This is a genomic window from Tindallia texcoconensis, assembly GCF_055383815.1.
The window spans coordinates 2,866,104-2,890,000 of record NZ_AP042431.1 but is presented as its reverse complement, the minus strand read 5'-3'; the positions used below and the strand labels follow the sequence as shown (position 1 = coordinate 2,890,000).

14 protein-coding genes are annotated in these 23,897 nt (G+C 36.3%); 5 read left to right on the top strand and 9 right to left on the bottom strand.

Annotated features, from left to right (window positions below; genetic code table 11):
• Positions 1 to 23 precede the first annotated feature (23 nt).
• The 3 genes from ACZ47N_RS13035 to ACZ47N_RS13025 all read right to left on the bottom strand — a co-directional run bounded on the left by ACZ47N_RS13035 (position 24) and on the right by ACZ47N_RS13025 (position 3,992).
• Positions 24 to 932 (bottom strand): bifunctional enoyl-CoA hydratase/phosphate acetyltransferase, encoded by a 909-nt coding sequence (locus tag ACZ47N_RS13035; RefSeq protein ID WP_464886982.1) that lies wholly within the window; start codon positions 930 to 932, stop codon positions 24 to 26.
• 73 nt (positions 933 to 1,005) lie between these two features.
• Positions 1,006 to 2,136 carry a tetratricopeptide repeat protein gene (locus tag ACZ47N_RS13030; protein ID WP_464886981.1) on the bottom strand — a complete coding sequence of 377 codons (1,131 nt, stop codon included), beginning with the start codon at positions 2,134 to 2,136 and terminating at the stop codon, positions 1,006 to 1,008.
• A 38-nt stretch (positions 2,137 to 2,174) separates the two neighbouring features.
• Positions 2,175 to 3,992, bottom strand: coding sequence for a B12-binding domain-containing radical SAM protein (locus tag ACZ47N_RS13025; RefSeq protein WP_464886980.1), 1,818 nt, complete (start codon positions 3,990 to 3,992; stop codon positions 2,175 to 2,177).
• Between the two features lie 104 nt (positions 3,993 to 4,096).
• Between ACZ47N_RS13025 and ACZ47N_RS13020 the strand changes: the two genes are divergently transcribed.
• Positions 4,097 to 4,693, top strand: a complete 597-nt coding sequence (locus ACZ47N_RS13020; protein ID WP_464886979.1) for a zinc dependent phospholipase C family protein — start codon at positions 4,097 to 4,099, stop codon at positions 4,691 to 4,693.
• A gap of 86 nt (positions 4,694 to 4,779) precedes the next feature.
• Positions 4,780 to 4,977: a hypothetical protein gene (locus tag ACZ47N_RS13015; protein WP_464886978.1), complete on the top strand. Its 198-nt coding sequence runs from the start codon at positions 4,780 to 4,782 to the stop codon at positions 4,975 to 4,977.
• Between the two features lie 54 nt (positions 4,978 to 5,031).
• On the opposite strand, the gene argS is transcribed toward ACZ47N_RS13015, so the two are convergent.
• The 3 genes from argS to ACZ47N_RS13000 form a co-directional block, all read right to left on the bottom strand.
• Positions 5,032 to 6,741 (bottom strand): arginine--tRNA ligase, encoded by a 1,710-nt coding sequence (argS, locus tag ACZ47N_RS13010; RefSeq protein WP_464886977.1) that lies wholly within the window; start codon positions 6,739 to 6,741, stop codon positions 5,032 to 5,034.
• Positions 6,742 to 6,785: 44 nt separating this feature from the next.
• Positions 6,786 to 7,397: a GerMN domain-containing protein gene (locus tag ACZ47N_RS13005; RefSeq protein ID WP_464886976.1), complete on the bottom strand. Its 612-nt coding sequence runs from the start codon at positions 7,395 to 7,397 to the stop codon at positions 6,786 to 6,788.
• A gap of 238 nt (positions 7,398 to 7,635) precedes the next feature.
• The gene (locus tag ACZ47N_RS13000) at positions 7,636 to 10,020 is read right to left on the bottom strand and encodes an endonuclease MutS2 (protein ID WP_464886975.1); all 2,385 of its coding nucleotides are present in this window, start codon (positions 10,018 to 10,020) and stop codon (positions 7,636 to 7,638) included.
• 212 nt (positions 10,021 to 10,232) lie between these two features.
• Between ACZ47N_RS13000 and ACZ47N_RS12995 the strand changes: the two genes are divergently transcribed.
• The 3 genes from ACZ47N_RS12995 to ACZ47N_RS12985 are packed head-to-tail and all read left to right on the top strand — an operon-like array spanning position 10,233 to position 17,470.
• The gene (locus ACZ47N_RS12995; RefSeq protein ID WP_464886974.1) at positions 10,233 to 15,131 is read left to right on the top strand and encodes a cytidyltransferase; all 4,899 of its coding nucleotides are present in this window, start codon (positions 10,233 to 10,235) and stop codon (positions 15,129 to 15,131) included.
• A gap of 15 nt (positions 15,132 to 15,146) precedes the next feature.
• Complete coding sequence (locus ACZ47N_RS12990) at positions 15,147 to 16,421, top strand: lactate/malate family dehydrogenase (protein WP_464886973.1); 1,275 nt, start codon at positions 15,147 to 15,149, stop codon at positions 16,419 to 16,421.
• Positions 16,418 to 17,470: a flavodoxin family protein gene (locus tag ACZ47N_RS12985; protein WP_464886972.1), complete on the top strand. Its 1,053-nt coding sequence runs from the start codon at positions 16,418 to 16,420 to the stop codon at positions 17,468 to 17,470. The genes ACZ47N_RS12990 and ACZ47N_RS12985 overlap by 4 nt, the downstream gene beginning before the upstream one ends.
• An 11-nt stretch (positions 17,471 to 17,481) precedes the next feature.
• Here the strand turns inward: ACZ47N_RS12985 and ACZ47N_RS12980 are convergent, their stop codons facing one another.
• The 3 genes from ACZ47N_RS12980 to ACZ47N_RS12970 are packed head-to-tail and all read right to left on the bottom strand — an operon-like array spanning position 17,482 to position 23,871.
• Positions 17,482 to 20,415 (bottom strand): insulinase family protein, encoded by a 2,934-nt coding sequence (locus ACZ47N_RS12980; RefSeq protein WP_464886971.1) that lies wholly within the window; start codon positions 20,413 to 20,415, stop codon positions 17,482 to 17,484.
• Between the two features lie 27 nt (positions 20,416 to 20,442).
• Positions 20,443 to 22,551, bottom strand: a complete 2,109-nt coding sequence (locus ACZ47N_RS12975) for a methyl-accepting chemotaxis protein (RefSeq protein WP_464886970.1) — start codon at positions 22,549 to 22,551, stop codon at positions 20,443 to 20,445.
• A 39-nt stretch (positions 22,552 to 22,590) separates the two neighbouring features.
• Positions 22,591 to 23,871 carry an amidohydrolase gene (locus tag ACZ47N_RS12970; protein ID WP_464886969.1) on the bottom strand — a complete coding sequence of 427 codons (1,281 nt, stop codon included), beginning with the start codon at positions 23,869 to 23,871 and terminating at the stop codon, positions 22,591 to 22,593.
• Positions 23,872 to 23,897 lie beyond the last annotated feature (26 nt).

Below are 23,897 nucleotides of genomic sequence, written 5' to 3'. Positions count from 1 at the left end.
TGTTGGCCTTTTTTAGAAAGGCCCTATTTGTTCATCGCGATCATACTACCCAGGGCAATCGAGTAGAGCTTCGTTTCGAACTCGTCTGCTCTAGACACTAAAACAATTGGAACTCTGGCCCCCATGATAATCCCCGCTGATGCTGCTTGCGCCATATATGTCATAGTTTTTCCTATGCCATTCCCCATTTCTATATTAGGTACTAGCAATACATCTGCTTCTCCAGCAACAGGACTTATAAATTTTTTGATTTTACAAGCTTCTTTTGAAACCGCTAAATCAAAAGCCATAGGCCCTTCAACTATAACATCTTCGCCATAATCGCCTTTGTCCTGGGCTTGTGCTAATTGTGATGCATCCACGGTAGCATCCATCTTATGGTCTACCTTTTCTTTTGCAGCCAAGCATGCAACTTTTACAGGCTTTATCCCTAATGCTCTTCCAACCTCTACGGCATTCATGATTATTTCTTTTTTATCTTGTAAATTCGGAGCTATATTCATTCCTCCGTCTGTTAGTAGAAGTAATTTATGGTACGCCTTTGGTGAGTATACCATTACATGGCTTAGTAACCTATTCCTTCGTAAACCCGCTTCTTTATTTAAGACTTCTTTTAGTAGAACAGATGTATCCGTAAGTCCTTTCATCAAGAAATCTGCTTGTCCTGAAGAAACAGCTTGAACTGCTCTAGCTGAGGATTTTTGAAAGTCTTCACAATGAAAAAGTTCTACTGCATCAATATTCATCCCGATCCGTTCTGCAATGTCACGAATTTCTGATGCATTCCCAAACAAGACAGGTTCTACTATTTCCATCTTAGCTGCTTCGCTAACGGCTTTAAGGACATCTTCGTCCTGTGCAGCCGCAACGGCCAACTTCATTTTTTTTGCTTTAGCAGCCACTTTTAGTAAATCGTCTAAATGTTGTATCACAAATCCCACCTCTTTGCTAAATATTTTGATTCATTGCTTTTATTTTGTAATTTTTATTATACCACTATGTTCTTTATTTAGAAAGTCCTTGGATCTGTTGTTTTACAATTTGAAGTAATTCATGTTCCGGATCTGAATTTTCAACTTCGGATAATAATTTTTTTGACTTTTCTGTTTGTAAAGCGAGATGAGCAATCCAAGCAGTCTGACATTTCAGTTCATTATTTTTCGAATCTTTGCTCTGTAAGGTTTCCATCATTGATAGTGCTTTGTCTACTTCATTTAATTCAAGATATATCTTGGACATCTGAAGATATGTTTCCTCATGAAATCCTTTTTCTTCAATTACTCTTTTATAATGCACTAAGGCGTTGACAGAGTCCCCTACTTGCTCATATGCTAGTCCCACAAAAAAGTTTAAGTTCCACCAATTAGGATGCACTTGCAGCAGAGGTGTCAATATTTTCAATCCTTTTTTTCCTTCTCCTTTAAGAACCAATTGATATCCATCTTCATACGTAGCTAAATCTCTAATCGTATCCATTTGCTTTGTAATCATCGCTTTTTCGTCTTCGCTCATATCTATTTTTGATGATGCTTCCATAACTTTCATCGCTTTATTATATGTTTTGTTTTCTCGATAGATCATTCCAAGATAATAGTTGATCATAGGGTTTCCTACTTTTTCTTCATATAATTCTTCAAGGTAATTCTGGGATTCTGTTAAAAATATTTTTCTTCTCGGATCTTTTAGACCCATTGATAAAGCCACTTGATATGCGGACACCCCTATCATCAATCGTGGGTGATGGCTTTTGATATCCCATAGCAATGCGGCTCTAGCAAAGATAAAGGCTTCTTGATAGGATTCTCTTTTTTGATGTTTAATTGCTTCTGCTATCCATAGCTGGGATGCATTTATTTCGGTTGCATTTATAAGATCTATATATTTATTTTTATAGGGAAACAAGTTGTCAATCCCCAATATATTACCTATTCCAATGATGATCATAGGAATATTAAGCACTTGATTTTCTCCATGTTTTTTAATTCTATCCGCCATATCACTGGTTCTCATCGGAACATCTAAACCCTGTGGTGGGACACAGTAATCTTTCAGGCCAAGATTAGCATGTGGTCGCAAGGTAACAAACGTGAGATGCTCTGTATACGGTTTTAACAATTCGAAAAATTTGTCTTTCATTTTGTATATTCTCCTTTGAATTTGTCCTTAGATTCTATTTAGTTTCTTTCTAACCCCACCCATTTTATGTTCGATACCTTTGAGCGTTTGCTTAAAAACAATGGATAGTCAAAAAGAAGAATCGCTTTTTCTTCAAAGATTTCTTTTAAATCATCCGATAGATTTTCTCCGCCAAAGCATTCAACGACTTCAGATACATATGGTTTCAGTTTCTTTTTCATTTGAATGGGCACCCATACTAAATGAACCGACGAAAGAATTGTTTTGACAGGTTTGTCTGCGTAAGCCGGCAAAGATTTTTTCATAAAATCTCCGTTCTGAAGAATGGCATGCATCTCAGCTTTTGATAAAGAGATTTGATCCTCCACTTTTTTATCATACCAGGTTTTATGTTGCTTGTTATCTTTATAATAATCCAAATGCATTAAATAATAAACAATTTCTGCATGATCGCCTGCGCGATTACATAAAAACTGTTGAAAAAAAGTTATCATTTTTTGATTTGTATGGCTAATAAATTCATCGTTTTCACGGCTCCATTCACGTGCCATATCATCAAATAGTTTGAACGCATTGGATTCAAAAGTTTTTAAGGCGTAGTTAATTGTATTTCTCATTTTCCCAGAGTTCCAAAATAAATTAAGCATTCTTTCCACTTTCTTTAATTGTATCAGTTCACTATATCCAATCCAATGAGAGGATAATACTTCGTAAGGTGGTTTGCTTATGCTGATATAGTTATACTCTTTCTCCTGTGTTTTGAGTTTAGAGCCTTTGATCAACTTCAGAAATCCCAATTGTATCATATCTGCACCCAACTCAAAAACATCATTAAATGAATTTCGAAAGAGAAAGAAATCTTCGTAGGGCAAGCCTGCTATTAAATCCACATGTATATGAATATTTTTTATCTTTATTAATTCTAGTATGTTCCGAAACAGTACCTCTTGATTAACATTCCTTTGAATTGCATATAGTGTTTCTTTATTAGTTGACTGAATTCCGATCTCAAATTGAAATAGTCCAACTGGTGCTTTTTTTAATATTTTTATTGTTTTTTCATTTATAAGTTCACCGCCTATTTCAAAGTGAAAATTTGTATGTCCATTGTCATTTTCAATTAGAAACTCAAACAACTCACAAGCTCTATCTTGGTCGGCATTAAAGGTTCTATCCACCAACTTAACTTGTTTCACTCTATTATGAATAAAGAACAATAGCTCATGTTTCACCCTTTCCATTGGTAAAAATCGTGTACTGGTATCATTTCCAGACAAACAAAAACTACAACGGAAAGGACACCCACGAGACGTTTCATAGTAATAAATCTTTTCTGGGCTTATTTCTTCTTCGCACCCATATGGATTAGGTAGGTCTATTAAATCCATATAAGAGGAATGCTTTGGATTTTCATACACGTCTCCCCTTGCTCTAAAAATGAGGCCACACATATCTGCATAATCCTCATTTTCATACAAACGCCGTACCAACTCGACAAAAGTCATCTCACCTTCCCCCGTCAAAATAAGATCAATGCCATCGTTATGATTCATCAATCGAACTCCTTCATAAGATACTTCAGGGCCTCCTAGAACAATCATCAATTCGGGGCGAAGCTTCTTGAGACTCAAGGCTAATTCTTTAATGATTTCAATATTCCATATGTAGCATGAAAAAGCCATGATATCACATCGCATTAGATATAAATTTTGAAGTATATCTTCATAGTGCTGGTTAATCGTATACTCTCTGAAATCCGCATCCATACCGCCTTCTCTTAAGGCCACCGTTAAATATCTTACAGCTAGATTTGTATGCACAAATCTAGCGTTAATTCCAACAATCATCGTTTTCATATGTTGACTCCTTTTTGTTATTTTATGTAAACCTATTGCAAATATAATAGCTTTTGGTTATAATATAACACAGTTAAAACCATTTGAAAGGTGGCCATTTGAATTTGATACCACAAACGCATGTCATTATCGCCAAAGAAATTCACCAAGATGTTGAGAAGAACCTTAATATCAAATTGGATAAAACCCAATTAATTTTTGGAAGTGTCAAGCCTGATATCTATTCTGGACTCCCAAAACTAAAACACTTTAAACCACAGTCCTTCGACGCAATCTGCAGGGAAATACAAAAAGTATCCAGTGTTTCTTTATCCGATAATAGAGCCCATTTAGCCTATATCTCACAAAAAATCGGTATTATTACTCATTATGTGGCAGATTACTTTTGTGTTCCACATAATGATCGAAAAACATACCAGGACCATTTTTGGGATCATTTAAAATATGAAGGTGCACTACACAAATCCTTTAAAAACACCATTTCGGATAGAGACCATAAAGTTAATCTGGTTCAAGGCATAGACTTTACAAAATTGAATCAAGTAAAACGATATTTAGATGCTCTACATCAACGCTATGAATCCCAGGGAGAAAACATGGAAAACGATATCGATAGTTCTCTGTTCGCAGTTAAAGCTGTAGCTTCTATGATTGTTCAGCATGCTACAAGCCAAGTGGTTGTTTGTCCAGCGGTTGCATAATTCTCTTGCATCCCTCACTTAATTTCGATACAATACTGATGATATCATACTGCCTTAAAGAAATAAGGTGAGAAAGAGAGGGACTTATGGAAAATTTTGACCACATATCCATCGAAAACATTTCTAAAAAAGACTTTTTGATGATTCTACAAGCTCTGGAATATACTGGCGAACAAACTAGCATCCAAGAATTTCTTGATCTAAAGGATGATTTAATCCAGCAGCTAACTGACTTATCTGAAGTCAGTGTTGAAGAACTGTTTTCACATATGCAGGATTCTTGAATTAAATCTACTTAAAAAGCTCTTGCTATGATTCCTGCAAGAGCTTTTTTATACTTACATTCGATCTGGAGCTTTAATCCCCAATAGACTTAACCCTAGTTTTAATATTTCTTTAACGGACATTACTAACGCAAGCCGTGTTTCTCGTAGTTCCCTATCTTCCACTAAAATGGGATGATCATGATAAAAACGATTAAAGGATTGAGCTAAATCTACAATATGTCTAGTGAGGATAGATGGTTCATTTTTTTTCATGGCATCCCTAACTGCATCCCCAAATATTTCCATTTGTCGAATAACTTTATTCGATACCTCATCTTCAAGATAAGCACCATTGATATTTGGTTGCCAATTTCCTCCTTGAATCCCAGCCTTTCTTAAAACACTTCCTGCTCTAGCGTGTGTATATTGTACGTATGGCCCTGTTTCACCCTCAAAACTAAAAGCCGTATCCCAGGAAAAAGAAATGTCTTTAATTCTATTGTGACTCAAATCATTGAAAATAACAGCTCCAACTCCTACAGCAATGGCAGTTTCTTCTTTGTTTTCTAATCCAGGGTTTTTTTCCTCAATAATTTCTGAAACCTTTTCAATTGCTCCATGAATTACTTCTTCTAGCAGGACAACAGTTCCTTTTCGACTTTGAATTCTTCTTCCTTCATGGGTTACTCGTCCAAAAGGAACATGCTCTAGATCTTGAGCCCAATCATACCCCATAAGATCAACCACTTTGAACCACTGAGCAAAATGTAGATTTTGTGAGTAATCTGTCAAATATAGACACTTGGTGAAATCAAAAGTATTTTTGCGATAAATAGACGCCGCTATGTCTCTTGTGGCATATAGAGTGCTGCCATCTTTCTTTTGCACCAAGCAAGGAGGCATATTGTATGTCTCTAAATCAACAAGGATGGCACCTTCACTTTCTTTTAGTAGATTTTTTTCGTTTAACTCTTTTAAAACTGGATCCATTTTATCATTATAAAAACTCTCCCCAGTGTAATGATCAAACTGTACATCCAGTAACTGATAAATCTTTTGAAGCTCTTTTATCGTTTCATTGCTAAACCACTTCCAAAGGGTCAGTGCTTCTTCGTCTCCCTTTTCCATTTTCACAAACCAGTCCCGAGCTTCATCCTCTAAGGACGAATTTTTCTCTGATTCTTCATGAAACTTTACATAAAGATCTAGCAATCCTTGTATTGGTTCCTCTTTAATTATTTCTTCATTTCCCCAGTATTTATATGCGACAATCACCTTTCCAAACTGAGTTCCCCAGTCGCCAAGATGATTAATCCCAATACAACGATATCCCATATGTTTGTATATTTTGTAGAGAGAGCTTCCTATCACCGTAGATCGAAGATGCCCTACATGAAATGGTTTGGCTATATTAGGTGCAGAAAAGTCGATGCAAATCGCCTGGTTTTCCCCTTCAGTACTGGATCCATAAGACTGCTTTTCCAATAAAACCTTGGTTAAGATTGTTTCTGCTAGCTTCTTTCTATTATAATAAAAATTTAAGTATCCAGCTGCAGCTTCTGCTTTTTCAAAAGGTGCTGGCAATCGAAGTTTATCAGCAAGCTCTTGTGCTATGACCTGCGGTGCTTTTCGAAATGCTTTTGCTAGCCTAAAACACGGAAATGCATAGTCTCCCATCTCACTATTAGGTGGTGTTTCTATCCATTCAATAATTTCTTCGTATGAATGATTTTCTAGTGCTTCTGTAATGGCTGCTGCTAACGTTTTTTTAAAGGGATTCATCGATCGTCCTCCTAATTATTTCTGTATTTACTCTTTCTATCTTATCATTTATCTGGATAATAGGTTGTGATGAATTTGTACTCATTTTGTATTGGTAAATCTCCTATTTTATGAATTTTATCGCCTTCTACTAATAAACGAACTCTGTCATTCTCTGGTAATGTAATTAAACTGTTCACAATCATAGCTATAGTCGCTTCAATATCTTCTTCTGTCCCCTGGATATTATCAACAAACTCCTGGGATAAATTCACAATAGCTGTCCGTTCTTTGTTTTCAACAGCGAGTACTTTTGTATCTTTAGGAATTGGGTTAATTAATTCCCCTATTCCTTCTTGATTAATCAACTCATTTAATACAAACTCAGATAAGCTTTTTTCCTCAAGTCTTTGATCGTTTTCGTTAATCTGATGAGAGTCAGAGAAAATAAAGGGATGTTCTTGATGCTTGAGGTAGAGCACATACTGAATTCGTTCATTGATTTCCTCTGCTAAGGGATCCGATTCCGTTTCCTCTGCTTCACTCTCTTCTTCCTGCTGTGTTGATTCTTCGAAAGTTGGTTCTGGCTCTTCATTACGACATCCACTCAAAGTTATAACCATGGCTATCACAAGTGTTCCAATCATTAAAATCCCAATGCTTCTGCTGGTGTTCATTTTTTTCCTCCTTTTATCCCCTTATGTTGATTAATGTAATGTATGATTCATGACAAATTGATATTCCTGCCTTATGGAATAAAGCCGCTGTAACACCAAGTCCAGGTATTTGTTTCTTCGTAAAACTCCCATCATTACCAAAACAGTCAGCAATCCTGCACTTTCCTTCAAGAACCTGGATACCCGTTCCATTAAGAATTTCCGCTGGCTATCATTCTCAATTCCCCTTTGATTATATTTAGGTTGTTTTAAAGGTTACAATTGTAACTCCCGTTCCACCTTCACCATAAACACCTTCTCTAAAATGTTTCACTAGCCGATGCTTCTTTAACATTTTTTGAATCCCTTGCTTCAATACTCCTGTGCCAACACCATGAATAATCGTTATATCGTTATATCCACTCAAATAAGAATCATCTAAGTATTTATCAATAACATAAAGTGCTTCTTCTAAATCCTCCCCTCGTACATCACATTCTTTTGCTGTATGCTCTGTTTTATGCTGAATGATCTTTTGAAGTCCTTTTTTCACTTTTGGCTGTTCTTGCTTTAGCTTTATAAGGCTCTTCAATGGCATCGTCATTTTCATTACACCTACTTGCACTAAAGCAGATCTCTTTTCTTGTTCTAATGACACGATTATTCCTTGTTGATTTAAGGAAGGGATATTTACTTCATCTCCTACTTTCAAAGCTTCTGCGGCTTCTGTTGTAGATATTTCATCAATAATAAATTTCTGAGTATCCGCATCCTCTAACCTTGTTAAGTTTCCACGGATATGTTTTCTAATTCTTTCTGCTTCTTTATTCTGATCTACTTCATGAGGATGATGCCTCATTTTTCGTATTTTTTCTATTAATGAGTCAGCTTCTTGCTTTGCTTCTTTCATAAGTACATATGCCTCTTTACGAGCATTTGAAATCAATTGATCCTTTTGTTCTAGAATTTTTCTTTCTTTCTCTTCCAGCACGCGTTCTTTATGTTCTAGTTCCCTTCTTAATAAAACAGCTTTTTCTGATTCCTCTTCCGCCAAAATCCTATCTTCTTCGATCGAACGCAGGACATCTTCAAAAGCAATATTGTCTTGTGTGAGAAAGGTTTTAGCATCCTCTATAATCTGCTGCTCTATTCCTAGTTTTGAGGATATTTCAAAAGCATTCGATTTCCCTGGAATGCCCGTCAAGAGTCTATAAGTAGGGCTCAAAGTCTCCACATCAAATTCAACGGAAGCATTTTCTGTGTCTTCATTCATTAGTGCATATTGCTTTAGCTCACTATAATGAGTAGTCGCTAGTACCGTTGATGATTTATTTCTTAAAAACGTAAGAATAGCCATTGCTAAAGCAGCACCTTCAGTTGGATCTGTTCCGGCACCTAATTCATCCAACAGCACTAAAGAATCTCCTGTAACTTTTTTTAGAATCTCTACAATATTTGTCATATGAGAAGAAAAAGTACTGAGACTTTGTTCAATGCTTTGTTCATCACCAATATCAGCAAATATCTGATCAAAAATACCCATCTCACTTCCATAGTCAGCTGGTATATGAAGACCACTTTGAGTCATTAAAGTTAGTAGTCCAACTGTTTTTAAGGTAACGGTTTTACCTCCCGTATTGGGACCTGTTATAATGAGAGCTTGATGTACCTCTCCAAGTTTTACTGAAATGGGTACTACTTCTTTGGGATCAAGAAGCGGATGTCTAGCATTTATAATATTAATCTTTCTGTTTTTTGACAATTTGGGCGAAATGGCTTTCATACTTACAGCCATTTCGCCCTTTGCCATCATAAAGTCCATTTGCTGCAATATGTCCTGATTATGCCTAAGTATATCCGCTACAGCGGCAATTTCTTCGGTTAATTCCATCAAAATCCGTTCTATTTCAACTTCTTCTTTCATTTTTAGCTCTTTCAACTCATTATTCATTTCAACAATAGCCATGGGTTCAATAAAAAGTGTGGCTCCAGAAGAAGACTGATCATGGACCATTCCGGGAACCATAGCCTTATATTCAAGCTTTACTGGAACGACAAAACGACCTTGTCTTATGGTTATAATTGCATCTTGTAAATATTTTTGATTTTTACTAGACTGCACAAACCCATTTAACTTCGATCTTATTCCTTCATTTTTCTGCTGTATTTTTTTGCGTATTTGTTTTAATACTACGCTGGCGTTGTCTGATAGTTCTGTATCACTAAGCACACAATTTTCCAGTTTCTCTTCCAATGATTTATTCAGTTCTAGTAATTGAGCCTTCTCTTTGAAAACTGGTGTCTGATCTCTGTCCTCAAATGAATTTATAAACGCTTTGCATTTTCTTGCTGCTGACAGTTGTTGCCTTATGACTATAAGTTGACTCAGTTCTAAAACGGATCCTAGTTCTGCCTTTCTGGATAAGGCTTTTACATTCTTTAGTCCAAAAAAAGGCATGGGGCCTTTTTGCTTTCGTATAGCTTCCGCTTCGCTCGTTTGCTTTTGCATTTCCTCAATTGCGCCTATGTCTTTTATTGGAAATAGGTTTCTAGCCAATTCAGCCCCCAGTTCCGAAACACATAGTTCGCTTATAGATTGTTTTATTTTATTGAACTCCAATAAGTTTAATGCTTTTGAATTCATTAATTTCTTCCTTTTTTTATGAATTTAACCCTTTAATTACCGTCACTATTGTAGCATATTCCTGCCTTATAAAAAAGTCAGTTCCATATCTAATTCAATTTCCTATTCCAAATCATTAAGCGATCCGTATATTTATCCTTATTATGCTGAATCCTTTCTTCATAATTGGGGTAACATGATTTATAATAACAGGTAGAAAGGGGAACCCCATTATGAAAACACATCAAGATTTTTACGATATGCTCTATTCTCATTTTTTAGAGGATAGGTTTTTAAATTTCCTTGAAATGTCACATGAAAAGATGGAATCTTATCTAAAGGACGCTACTTTAACAGCCAAATTAAAAAATATGATTGATTATACGGATTATGGTTGCTCGTCGGTTTACGACTTACTACAGCCCATATTATTAGATCTATGGGACTATGAAGAACCTGAAAATCCACTTACCTACCTTTATCAATTTGCACTTTCTTTTTCTTTCCCACATGCTATTGAAATTAATCTTGATAAAAAGTATGACAAAGGATGCTTATGTTACTTAGAAGGCTTACGAATCGCTACCAAGATCAAAACAGATACGGATGAAATTTCCTTTCAAGGAAAATATCCATTACGTCTTAAGATCGAAGATTTAAATAGCAACGCTGCCCAATCCAAAGAGTATCGATATTTTGTAAAGGCTTTTGAAAGTGAATATATTCATGAAATGATGCGCTTGAATTTTGAAGTTACAAACCATAATACACTGGATCACATTTGCGGCGTTCATTATCTAGCAGTTCGCATTGCAACACAGCTTTATAAATTTGATATTCCAGTTGATGTCGGCAAGGTTTCTGGTGCTGCAGCTGGACACGATTTAGGCAAATTTGGATGTAGAAGCTTTGAATCAAAAAGAGTGGCGTATCTTCACTATTATTACACAGAGCAATGGTTTAAAAATCGAGAGATTTTTAATATTGGCCATGTTGCACTCAATCATTCTGTATGGGATCTTGAACTTGAAAATCTTCCCTTAGAGTCCCTCATCCTTATTTATGCAGATTTTAGAGTTAAAAACAAAGCGACTAAGGAAAATCCTTTTACTATGTCTTTTTTCAATTTAGACGAATCCTTTCAAGTTATTTTAAGCAAATTGGACAATGTAGACGAAGCAAAAGAAAAACGTTATCAACGTGTTTATGCCAAATTAAAAGACTTCGAAGATTACATGATCGATCTAGGAGTTGAAACAGACCCTGATGCATCCCTAGAATCCATCAAAAATGTAGGCAAAAAGCATTATTCTTTAATGCATGGAACCGAAGTCACTCAAAACTTAAAATTTTTTGCAATACAGCACAATACACATTTGCTCCATCGCTTTAGAGATGAAGATTCGTTAAGTGAAATCATCGAACTGGCACGCAATGAAAAAAATGATAAGACGCTACGTAAATATTTAGATTTATTTGAGGAATACAACGCTTATTTTACTCAAAAACAAAAAATTGTAACCTTACGGTTTTTTTATGAAAAATTAACTCATCCAGAAGAAGACATACGACGTCAGTGCGCTGAACTGATAGGAAAGATCATTGCTAAGTTCGATGAAAATTATCGAAAAGAATTGCCAGAAGATGCAGAAATTCCGCCTCCTGATATCACTAGCTTTGATTTGCTACGTGAATATATGAAACAATTTATACACCCTGACCATAAAATAACAGAGCTTCATTCTCATTGGATTCGATATAACTTAACTAATATGCTATCACGGCTTTTTACAACTTGTGATCAACAAGATATAAGCCCTTATAAGAGTATCATCGTAGAGTTTTTCCAAGAATCTCATGACTATGCAAAAGAAGTTGATATTAATTACCTTATGGCCATTCCTAAAATACCAGTATATCCAGGGGACCCGACATTAAGTGTCTTTTTTCAATATCTTCGATCAGCCCTAGGACAAAAGAGTATTCAAGAAGATCTAGATCTCCGAATGTCCGTACTGGAATCTCTTAATTACTTAGTGGATTACTTTAGTTTTAATAGCGATGAAATTGAGTATGTAAAATCCTTATTCTCTAAAAAACCATCTAAATCGCCAGTTCCAGCTGAAAATTATATGATGCTTCGTATTGCTAAGAAATTATTCACAGATGAAGAAACCATCCGTCCCTACCATGAGTTTTATGAGTTAGACATTCACAAAGTGCCCGATATTCATCTGACGAACTTAAAAACTGCAACCAACTGGGTTACTAAGCGAATCCACGTAGAGCTTTTACTTGATTATTTAAGTCAAAATCCTACGTTGAATAAGCTTTATACTGCTATGCACTTTTGCAACTTATTAAAAGTTAGCAGTGTTGAAAATGTAAGAATTCAAGCTGGCGAGTCCCTTGTTAGTCTTTTCCCTCAGCTTCCAATGGAGCAAAGAAATGATGTTGCCATCGAGCTATTACGCGCTCTTGAAATTGATGGAGCTCAACACACTAAATACATTCCAGATTATCTGGGGCAAATCATCATCTATCTTCAACGAGTTGAAATCGACGAACTTATTATGGATTTAACTGAAAAAATTAAGCAAGGTAATTCTGAAATTAATACCCTTTTATTAAAGACCATCGGTGTTTTCATCCAAAATTATCCGAAATATCAGGAGTTTTTTAATGAATCACAGGAAGAATACGACACTCGTTTACAAAAAATGATGGGTGTTTTATTAAATGGTTTGGTCCATAATCAGTTCCAGATCCAACAAATTTCATTTAGTGTCTTAGGGAAAGATATTTTTGGCTCTGCTCTTCTGACACTAGAAGAAAAAGCTCATTTGTTTAAAATGATTGCAAAAAAATTGCTTACCTTAACCAAAGAAACAGAGGATCACGAGCTACTTTTTCTTACAAACTCTTCTAGCTTAAATTATATCTATCGTTTTATTTCGGATTATGCATTTTTTCATAATCCCATGGAGATTTCAATACCTAAGAAAGTAGCTTTTTTTCCAGGATCTTTTGATCCCTTTACCTTGGGTCATAAAGAAATCACAACAGCTATTCGTGATAAAGGCTTCGAGGTTTATCTAGCAATTGATGAGTTTTCTTGGTCTAAAAGAACGCAACCTAATCTTATTCGAAAGAGTATTGCTAACATGTCTATTGCAGATGAACTTCATGTGTTTTTATTTCCTGAAGAACTACCCATAAACCTTGCAAACCCAAAAGATCTCGCAACTCTTAAGCAACTATTCCACAGTTCTGAAGTTTATCTTGTAGCAGGCAGTGATGTGTTAATTAACGCATCTGCATACCGAAACAAAGAAAACGAAATTATATTAGACTTTGGACATGTTATTTTTGAAAGACGCAATGCGGATTATTCGCCGTATAACTATGATCTGTTAAATTTATTGATTGAAAAAATCAATAAGCCTGTAATTAGATTGAATCTAGCACCCCAATATGAAGATATCAGCTCTTCGCAAATTAGAAACTATATTGACGAAAATCGAGATATATCACGAATGATCGACCCTCTATGCCAACATTTTATTTATAAGCAAAATCTTTATCGAAATGAACCTCAATACAAATCATTAATCCAGACAATCTCACTGGATATTGATATTAGAGATCATTTTACTTATGAGTTGATCAACAGTATTGTATCTACCTTTCATGATCATTACAACTATTCATTTAAACAAATTGAGTCTGTCTTAAAGAAACCGAATGGTCGCCTTATTCTCATTCGTGACGTGAAACAAAATGGTAAGGTGCTGGCTTATGCAGCTATTCATTGGGTCCCTTCAGAGATGATTTATCAAGAATTTCAAGATCAAACTATTTCTCGGCATGTTAGAGAAGAATATACTGGGCGCATTATTGCTATTGACGGACTATTTGCTGTTGACCACCATCAATTTGATAATTTACACCAGATTATACTCACAGAAACAATTGCATATGCTCTTAAAAATGACTATGGTTATGCTGTTTTCCAAAACAAAATTGATCAACAAACAGAAGAAAACGTCTTCGACATTTTAAAGTTACATGGTTTTGCGGCTTTGGATTATGACAATGAAGGAAGTCCTGTTTTCACTGTTGATATGTCAAACCCTTGCACCCTAAACCTGGATATTATGACCATCATTAAAGAACCTTTCAAGAGCAATCATAATGTCCAAAAAGCTATTAATCACACCAGAAAGCGTATGCAAAAAGTATTGACTGAATTATACCCAGGACACTTATTGTTATCTTTTGACCGTAGCATCATAGACGAAACTTTGATCAAAAAAATATGCCATGAAAATGAAGTACCTCCCGTACCTCTAAGCTCAAAAAAACTCGGAGAAGCTATGTGCGTTCCGTTTGGCAATGTTCTAAATAGAATTATCGTCCCCAATACCGTTACTAAATCGCTCCATACAGAGCGTATGTTTAATTCTGACATGAAAAGCTTCAATATCCGATCCTTTCCTTACTATTTAGATTTAAAGCATCAGATCCGTATGATTAAATCTTTTAATCGGCCTGTTATTTTAGTGGATGATTTGTTAAATAAAGGCTATCGAATTCGAGGACTGGATCCTTTATTAAAAGAAGAGAATCTTCATGTAAAAAAAATTGTTGTTGGTCTATTATCTGGACGCGGAAAAGAATTAATGGAGATTCAAAACCAAGCAGTGGATAGTGCTTATTTTATTCCAAAGCTTCGATTATGGTTTAACGAAGCTTTAATGTATCCTTTTATTGGTGGCGATTTTTTATGGCGAGGTGCTTATCCCACTAGCAATTTAATGCCTTCAATCAACCAAATAATGCCCTATACATCTCCAAGCTTTATAAAAGGTGTCACCAACCGCCAACTTTATAATATGTCAGAAACGTGCATTGAAAACTCTATTAATATTCTACATGTACTTGAAAAAGAATATCAAAAATTATATGAACGAAAACTAACCCTGTCTTTACTAGGAGAAGTTTTTATTTACCCACGATACCCTGACAATGGACCACATATGGAATATGATTTCAGTGTTGCTCCTTCAGAGCATTTAAAAAAAGATTTAGAGTTATTACAAAGATTAGAACTAATGGTAATCACATCTTAAAAGGAGGCAATTAACTTGTATTACTTCTACCAAATAAATAAATTTGTGTTGATTTCAAATCACCAATATCCAGAGCTTACTAGTATTAGTCAAGAAATTGCAGCTTCAACCCAAAACCCCATTTACTGGCTTGTTCAAAGAAACCCTCTTCGTAGTCACCTTTGTGCCTGCGTGATGGAGCCTTGGCATCTTTTTTTAGAAGAAGAGTCTCTGGCGTTATTAAACAAGAAGCAAACATCGATTCCTCTTCAAGATGATTCAGTTGAAAAGTTAAAGACTGATATACCTTGGCTTGTAGAGAAGATATATGCGAAACAAGTCTATAGTCTCAACACTACTCATCCCCGCTGGCAAGAACGATTAAATCATCCAATCCTAAGAGGGACAAGGATTCATATCGCAGGCCTTGGCGATGTAGGTGGCACACTTCTTACTGGTCTACGTATGCAGTCCGTTGATACCATTAGTTCTATAGGTATTTTCGATTTATCTGCGGATAGAATGAACCGATGGGAACAGGAAGCTAATCAAATAGCTAGCGTGAATTATGATCAACATCCACCTATTCACGTAATAAGTGAACATCAGCTTTTTGATTGTGATGTATTTCTATTTTGTATCGCAAAACAAATACCAGAGATCGGAGCTAATGTTAGTGATGTTAGAATGGCTCAATTGGAAGCCAATGCCAGCATAATTAGAGATTATGCTCAAAAAGCACGACAATCAAAATTCAGGGGAATGTTTGCTGTTGTTTCTGATCCCGTTGATCAGCTTTGTAAAATTGCCTATGAATCAAGCAATCATAATGAATCTGGCGAAATTGATTTCAAAGGATTATTTCCAGAACAGGTAAAAGGCTTTGGTTTAGGTGTTATGAACGCCAGAGCAAACTACTTTGCTGTAAAAAACGATAATAGTAGACATTATCTTAAAGAAGGTCGTGCTTTCGGGCCCCATGGCCTAGGCCTTTTTATCCTTGATTCCCTCTTTAATTATAACGAAAGCATTTCTCTTGATTTAACACAAAAAACGCTAAGAGCAAATCTAAACATACGAGAAACTGGTTTTAAACCTTATATTGCACCAGCCTTATCTTCAGGATGTTATTCCATCTTAGCGGCCATCAATGGGGAGGAACATTACAGCACTACGTTCCTTGGAGGTGTCTACTTTGGTTGTCGTAATTGGCTAGAACCTTTTGGTCCTGCTTGGGAAACATACAACCTTCCGAAATCCGTGATCACAACCTTAGAAAATACCTGGAGAAAGTTGGATCAAACAAAATGATTACTGTTTTTATGCCAAGTCCATCAAATGAATTAGAACAATATGCTCATCAACTTTTAAAGCATGTAGATTACGATCTTATTCATCATGTAAAGGGGATCACCAAAGATAGGATTATGAAAATGACTCGTATCCTATTTATAATACAGCTTGATGAATGGGGACATAATTTGTCTTTAATACACATTCTAAAAAAAATAGATCTAATACATGCTGATGCATTCCTAGGGTGTACGGCCATGCTCGTCGTTAAAAGTTGCAATGAATGGTTTACAAAGTCTTTTACTTCTGGGTTGATTTTTGTACTTAATCAAAAGGGATGTCGCTTTATTGGTCATCCTTTACTGGAAATGACACATCATCTCAATAATCTAGCCAGATGGGAAAAGACATCTGGGATTCCACGAAAAGAACTAATTTATCAAATGGGACATCAAGGCATCCAGCGATTGCTTGATTTTTCCTACCCAGGGACTAAGAAACCAAAATTAGCGGTTTTACATGCAAGTTCTAAGGGGACATCCAATACTCTCCATCTTTGGCATATGATTCAAGATCTATTGCCTTCCTTAGAAATTGATGAGTTCCATGTTGAAAATGGAACCTTAGTGGATTGCGTCGGTTGCCGTTATCAAACATGTCTTTATTACGGACGACAAAAAAGTTGTTTTTACGGTGGGGATGTCATTAAAGAAATATTTCCTGCTATGGAAAAAGCCAATGCGCTAGTATGGGTCTGCCCAAATTATAATGATGCGATATCAGCAAATCTTTCAGCTGTCATCAATCGTATGACCGCCTTATATCGAACTATGTCCTTTTATGACAAAGCAATATTTGCGGTGATTGTTTCTGGTAATTCTGGTAGTGATTCTGTGGCACGACAGTTAATCGGTGCATTAAACGTGAATAAAGGATTTTGGCTTCCTCCATCCTTTTGTTTAACCGCTACTGCCTATGAAGCTGGAAGTATTCTCCAAAGCCCTAATATAAAAAAAAGAGCGGCTGAATTCGCCGCTCATATATACAAAGAACTTTCTACACAATAGAACTCTTTTTTCTATCGCAAAACAGGAACTAATCGTTGAAAAATCCCTTCTGAATTTTTTATTCGATTCTCGTTGCCCAACACACAAACATACTCTTCTTTCATGCTTCCTCGGATTTTTTCTGCTTGGGAAGCAATTATTTCCGGTGTTGTTGTTAGGATTTCTTTTCTTTCTTTTACTAAATCTTCTTGGGTGATGCCTGAAAAATAGAGTCCATCTGATTTTTCTGCCTTCATCGCTGGTGTCAACGGCGCATCCATACGACTCATAGTGCCAATAATATATTTTGTCATTTCTCGCTCATTCACAGAAAAATTTTCCACATAATCAGCTAGCATATCATATGCTTGTAGGGTTTCTTCAAGATTTGGGTCACGATAAGATACAAAATATACATTTCCATTCCGCTGAAATCCAGCCATAGCACCGTAGGCGCCACCTGTTACTCGAATCTGTTTCCAGAGATAATCTAAACTGACGATGGTTTTCAATACTTGTAAGCTACCGTTGTAGGCATAGCCAGCCTGCAGTAAATTTCCTGCCTTAGCCACATATTGAACGTCGCTTGCTAAATATAGCCCTTCATTTTTCCAGGGACTTGTTGATCGATCACTCTTCAACACCTCTTCCAGCTTCTCTTGATTGAGATGACTCATAAAGTCCAGTGAAGGTTTTTCCATTTCCTTTAATTCACTTTCATCTGCTGTCAGGCTTATAGTTAAATTGTTACTATGAAATATTCTATGATGAATCTCTTTCAAGTTATGAATTAGTTCATCATATGTTTCGTCAAAGGTTTCATCTAACTCCGCAATATAATGATAAAACTCAACACCCGATGTTGATTCGAGAAATTGTGATACCGGCGACAGATAAGAAAGCGCTCTTTTCACTGAAACCATATGACCTTCTTGGAGCATCTTCATCTCCAAACGAGATTTCATTTCTCGAATCACTTCTCTCATTCTCTTTTTTTCCGTCCATATCGTCCGCTGACAAATTTCTTCTATCAGATCCCACATTTCAAGGTTTTTATCTGATAAGGCCCTTGCTTTCACTTGTAACTTTGGTTTATATTCTATGGAGTCTTCCTTTATAGGAAACCCTTCTAAGCTAAAACCTATACCACCTGTATGAAGATGGATTTCATTAGATAAGTCTTCATACTGATATTTTTCTGTACTAAGTTTTCCCATTAGACCTATAAGTAAGCCTGCTAACGGCATTTGATCTGGTTTTAAGTACTTCAGGTCAAAATATAAATTGGCATAAACAATACCATTTGTAAAGATTGGATGTCTTAAAACAGGAACCTGACCTATGGTGGATACTTCCAGCGGAACTTTTTCTGGCTCCATATCCAAATCTTTGATGGATAGTTGCGGTATTGATTCAATTTCTTCCTTTGTTGGTAGTTCCTTTTGCCATGACTCCAGTTTTTGATTGGATTTTATCAGACTATTTTTCTCATGATCCGACATGTTCTCTCTTAGGGATTCCATTTCCAAAAGAAATGCTTCTTCTTTTTCTTCGTTTAAACCTGGTTTTGGTGTAACAATCACAAGGCTATGATGTTTATTGTCTAATAGGTAAGTTTGAATCAATCTTTCAAAGTAAGGCTCCGATAAGGAACTTTTGATGTTGTTTAGTATTGTTGTATACTCTAAATGACGATAAGGGTCTTCCTCGTAAAGCCAACTCTCCATCAATTTCATTCCGTAAATCAATCCTTTTGGATATCTACCGAAATCCGCTTCCCGTAATTGGAACTCATGGGCATTGATTACCGACTCAATTAATTTTTTATCTATTCCTTCTTTTACCAAATCAGCTAATGCCTCAAATACCAGTTTTTTAAAGGAATCCGCAAGGTCTTCATTGCTATTTTTAACAACAACTCCAAAAACAGGCTGTTGGATAGAACTGTCATAGTAGCCAAATACATCTTTTCCTAGCTCAGATTGAATCAATTTCTTTTTCAGCGGTGCTGCCGAGGTTCCTAGCAATAAATGATTCAACATATCCATCCCCAGACTCAGTTCAGGATTTCTCGAATCTCCGGCAACAAAATTTAAGCTTAGATATGTTTTATCTTGTGTCTTTTCTTCTGGTGATATGGAATATTCAATGGTTTTTACAATTGGTTCTGTAAATGATTTCTGCCAAGGTATAAAGGAATTTGGTTCTATCGCCTGAAAACCATCCAGGTATTCTTTGTCAATATACTGAAGGTGGCTTAGTAAATCACCATCTCCATACAAATATAAATATGCATTAGAAGGGTGATAAAATTTACCATGATAGTCAAGAAATTTCTCTTGTGTAAGTTCTGGTATACACATTGGATCTCCACCAGATTCGTTGCTATAGGGTGTGTCTGGAAATAGTGTTTCTTGCGTTTTTCGAAATAATATTTGTTCAGGGGATGAAAAGGCTCCCTTCATCTCATTATATACTACCCCTTTAATGGACACTCTATTATTTTCCTCATCCCATTGATAATGCCATCCTTCCTGTTGCAAAATTTCTGGTTGTCGATATATATTGGGATAAAATACACTATTTAAATAGACATCCATTAAATTCATAAAATCTTTTTCATTGCGACTGGCAACCGGATACATGGTTTTATCGGAAAAAGTCATTGCATTTAAAAAGGTATTCATCGATCCTTTGGCTAGCTCTACAAAAGGGTCCTTTAAGGGATATTTTTTCGATCCACACAATACTGAATGTTCTAAAATATGTGGCAATCCACTACTGTCTAAAGGTGGTGTTCTAAAGGAAACAGAAAATACTTTGTTATCATCCTCCGCTGAAAGATAAAAAAGTTTTGCACCACTTTTTTTATGATGAAATAGATATCCTGTAGCGTTCAAATCTTCCATCTTTCTTTTATCCTCAAGCGTAAAGCCATGATATTTTTTGTTTATCTCTAAGTCCATTAAATATAATCTCCTTTCAGCTTTCCATTAGTCAGATTTAAACTGTTCCACTAAAAATTCAAGCTCTTGGGCAATTTTTGATAGCTCTCTCGCCGACTGATTAACCGTTTCTGACTGGGATGCTGTGTTATGTGAAACCTTTTGCATTTCTTCCAAATCATTATTGACAAGATTTAAATCCCCAGATATTTCTCTAGATGCAGTTGCAATTTCAGATACTTTTTGAGATGCGTTTTCCGTCCTATGGGCCACCTCGCCTGATGCTACGGATAACTCTGCAACAGATCTTGCCACTTGACTAACAGCATCATTTGTTTCTTTTGTACTAGAGGATACTCTTTGCATATTAATCGCCACCGCATCAATCTGATGTGTAATGTCGTTGATTTTTTTAGCTGCATGAACAACAGAGGCGGATATATCTCCTGTGCTGGATGACTGTTCTGTCACAGCTGTAGCAATAACAGTTGTAATTTGAGTTATCTCCTTGATGACATTGGTAATTTCCTCGACTGAGGCAACTGTATTATTCGTTTTTAATTGCATTCGATCAATTTGCTCTTTGATTTCCTCTGTCGCTTCTGATGTTTGTTTGGCCAATTCTTTTACTTCATTGGCTACTACGGCAAATCCCTTGCCAGCTTCACCAGCTCCCGCTGCCTCTATAGCTGCATTCAGTGCTAACATATTCGTCTGATCCGCAATATCATTAATAACACTAATGATCTTTCCAATCTGCATAGACATTTGGTTAAGCTCATCGATAGAGTTATTTGTAGTGCTGGCTTTTTCCTCTGCATTTTTTGCAATATGCATGGATCGTTGACAGTTTACAGTAATGTTTGTCAAGGAAGAATCGATTTCCTTCACCACTACAGAAATGCTTCCAACAGAATCCGAAACAGCTCTCGCAGCTTCTGCAACATCGTCTACATGCCCGGTAATATCAACCACTGCTTCACTTACACTAGATACATTTTCTGAGGCTACCTCAGCTGATGATGAGATGTTTCGTATAGTAGAAGTCATTTCCTCTACTGCCGATGCCATGGTAGTAGCATTATCACTTGTGGCCTGAGCCGCCTCTGCAGTTTGATCTGTGTGAGTAGCTATTCTTCTCATGACTTTGCCGACTTCCACAGACTTTAAATTCATTTGATCACTGTTAACTGACATGTCTAGAGCTATGCTTAATAAGTTTCTGGCAGCTCCACTAAGGCTCAACGTAGTATGATAGACACTACTCATAATCTGCTGCATATTTTGAACAAATCCGTTGGTGTATCCAGCCAGTTCCCCGACATCATTATGACTATACTCAGGTACTCTTTCTGTTAATTCTTTTGAACCAATCGAAAAGCTTTTCATCATGTTTTTCAAAACAAGAAATGGTTTAACAAATTTCCGATAAAAAGAAATGCCTAAGACCGCATTGATTGCCATCAGTACAGATATCAAGCGTACTATTCCAAAAGGCATTGTTCCATATTCACTAAAAAATAATCCTCCACTCAGCACAAGAACAATCATACTAAAAAGAGTAATGATTCCTATATGAAATCCCATATGTTTCCAATTCAACAAACTAGAGCTTTCTTTGGGTATTGGCTCTTGAAAAACCAATAACATTTTGCAAGTATCCTTTTCCTTTTCTAACTCTTTAATTCTAACACGGTTCCCAAAATGATGTGCCACTCCTTCAAGAATACCCTTCATGTATTCAAACAAACGTCGTGAAGATTTATAGGTAAACACTGCTTCTTGCTGAGAACGCAGCTCTAATTCAACGAAAGGTGGGGTAGCACCAGTGATTTTTTTAGTCATAATGACATGAACATTGTAGAGTGATTTCAAAAAAGGCACCAAATGCTTATGCTGAAAAAAATATGGGTATGTTTCATAGAAAGTTTTCGCATTTTTTAACCCTATTTGATGCCAGACCTTTCCAACTTCCACTTGTTGATGTTGAGCAATATACTCTACAAAACGGAAAGCTTTTTGGTCCTCCACGTCATCAGAAGACTTGAATATCTGGCCCGGCTTCCAACCTGCAGCCAGCATCCCTTCATTCACCTCTTCTTCTCCAAACAATTCACGAGCTGTCTGAATCCACGTTGCTATCAGGGTCCCTTTCATACTCATCTCCCTCTCGCTCATCTTGGTCAACTAAGTGCTCTATTCATATATTCTACTAATGATTTTGTCTGTTTCATATCTTACTCGTTCTAAGTCAATGGTTTTCATCTCTTTCTTTTCCATTACAATCTTACCATTCACAATGACGGTTGATACATCCGATCCTTGAGCCGAATAGACTAAAGATGATTTTAAGTTTTGATGCGGATACCAATGTGGCTGATTCATATCTACTAAAATTAAATCCGCTTTGCTTCCTGCTTTAAGTGTTCCTAAGCTTTCATCCAATCTTAAAGCTTTATATCCATTTTGCGTAGCCATCTTTAATGTTTCAAAAGCTGATAATATAGTGGAGTCTGCCGTTTGTCCTTTAGCTAATAAAGATGCCATTTTCATTTCTTCAAAAAGATTTAAATTGTTGTTACTGCAAGAGCTATCTGTTCCTAAAGAAAGGTTCACGCCAGCTTGAAGCATATCTGAAACCGGAGCCGTTCCATTTCCAAGTTTTAGATTGCTTAGAGGATTATGGGCTACATGCACTCCTCCTTCTTTTAATAAAGAGATATCTCCTGGCAACAAATGGACACAATGTGCCGCTAAAGTGTGTTGTGTAAATAATCCTAATTCTTGAACATGAGCAATAGGTGATTTTCCATATTTTTTGATACTTTCTTCGATTTCCTTTTGACTCTCTGATAAATGAATATGAAGTGGCATCTGTAATTCATCGCATAAATCAATGACTTTATGCAAAAAACTGGGATCGCAAGTGTAGGGTGCATGGGGTCCGGCCATCACCGTGATGATACCTTCCCCAGCACCGTTCCACTCTCTATGAATGGCTCGTGTATCTGAAAACCGTTGCTCATCTTCCTCAGAAGACCCAATTAATCCCTTGGCAACAGAGCATCGAATACCAGCTTCACAGGATGCTTTAGCGGTTTCTTCTGAATGAAAGTACATATCTGCATACGCTGTCGTTCCAGATCGGAACATTTCTGCAATGCTAATCATAGTACCCCAGTAAACATCTTTTTCATTCATTTTTCCTTCAATAGGCCATACTTTTTCTGTAAGCCACTCCCAGAAAGGAATATCATCTGCGTAGTTTCGCAACAGAGACATTGCGCTATGGGTGTGGGCATTCACCATCCCTGGCATGGCCAGATGGTCCTTGGCCTCTATTTCATAATCCGCCTTGAAGTCTTCAGGAATACTACCAATAAATATAATTCGATCTTTTTCGATTCCAATATGCCCTTGCACTATTTCATCTCTATCCATTGTAAGGATCATTGCATTTCGAATAAGAATATTCATTTTAATCACTCCTCCATCGGGAAATT

Coding starts and splice junctions, on each gene's coding strand:
- ACZ47N_RS12995 (WP_464886974.1), top strand. CDS start 10,233: ATGAAAACACATCAAGATTTTTACGATATGCTCTATTCTCATTTTTTA.
- ACZ47N_RS12980 (WP_464886971.1), bottom strand. CDS start 20,415: ATGGACTTAGAGATAAACAAAAAATATCATGGCTTTACGCTTGAGGAT.
- ACZ47N_RS13005 (WP_464886976.1), bottom strand. CDS start 7,397: ATGAACACCAGCAGAAGCATTGGGATTTTAATGATTGGAACACTTGTG.
- ACZ47N_RS13030 (WP_464886981.1), bottom strand. CDS start 2,136: ATGAAAGACAAATTTTTCGAATTGTTAAAACCGTATACAGAGCATCTC.
- ACZ47N_RS13025 (WP_464886980.1), bottom strand. CDS start 3,992: ATGAAAACGATGATTGTTGGAATTAACGCTAGATTTGTGCATACAAAT.
- ACZ47N_RS13000 (WP_464886975.1), bottom strand. CDS start 10,020: ATGAATTCAAAAGCATTAAACTTATTGGAGTTCAATAAAATAAAACAA.
- ACZ47N_RS12985 (WP_464886972.1), top strand. CDS start 16,418: ATGATTACTGTTTTTATGCCAAGTCCATCAAATGAATTAGAACAATAT.
- argS (WP_464886977.1), bottom strand. CDS start 6,741: ATGAATCCCTTTAAAAAAACGTTAGCAGCAGCCATTACAGAAGCACTA.
- ACZ47N_RS12970 (WP_464886969.1), bottom strand. CDS start 23,871: ATGAATATTCTTATTCGAAATGCAATGATCCTTACAATGGATAGAGAT.
- ACZ47N_RS13015 (WP_464886978.1), top strand. CDS start 4,780: ATGGAAAATTTTGACCACATATCCATCGAAAACATTTCTAAAAAAGAC.
- ACZ47N_RS12975 (WP_464886970.1), bottom strand. CDS start 22,551: ATGAAAGGGACCCTGATAGCAACGTGGATTCAGACAGCTCGTGAATTG.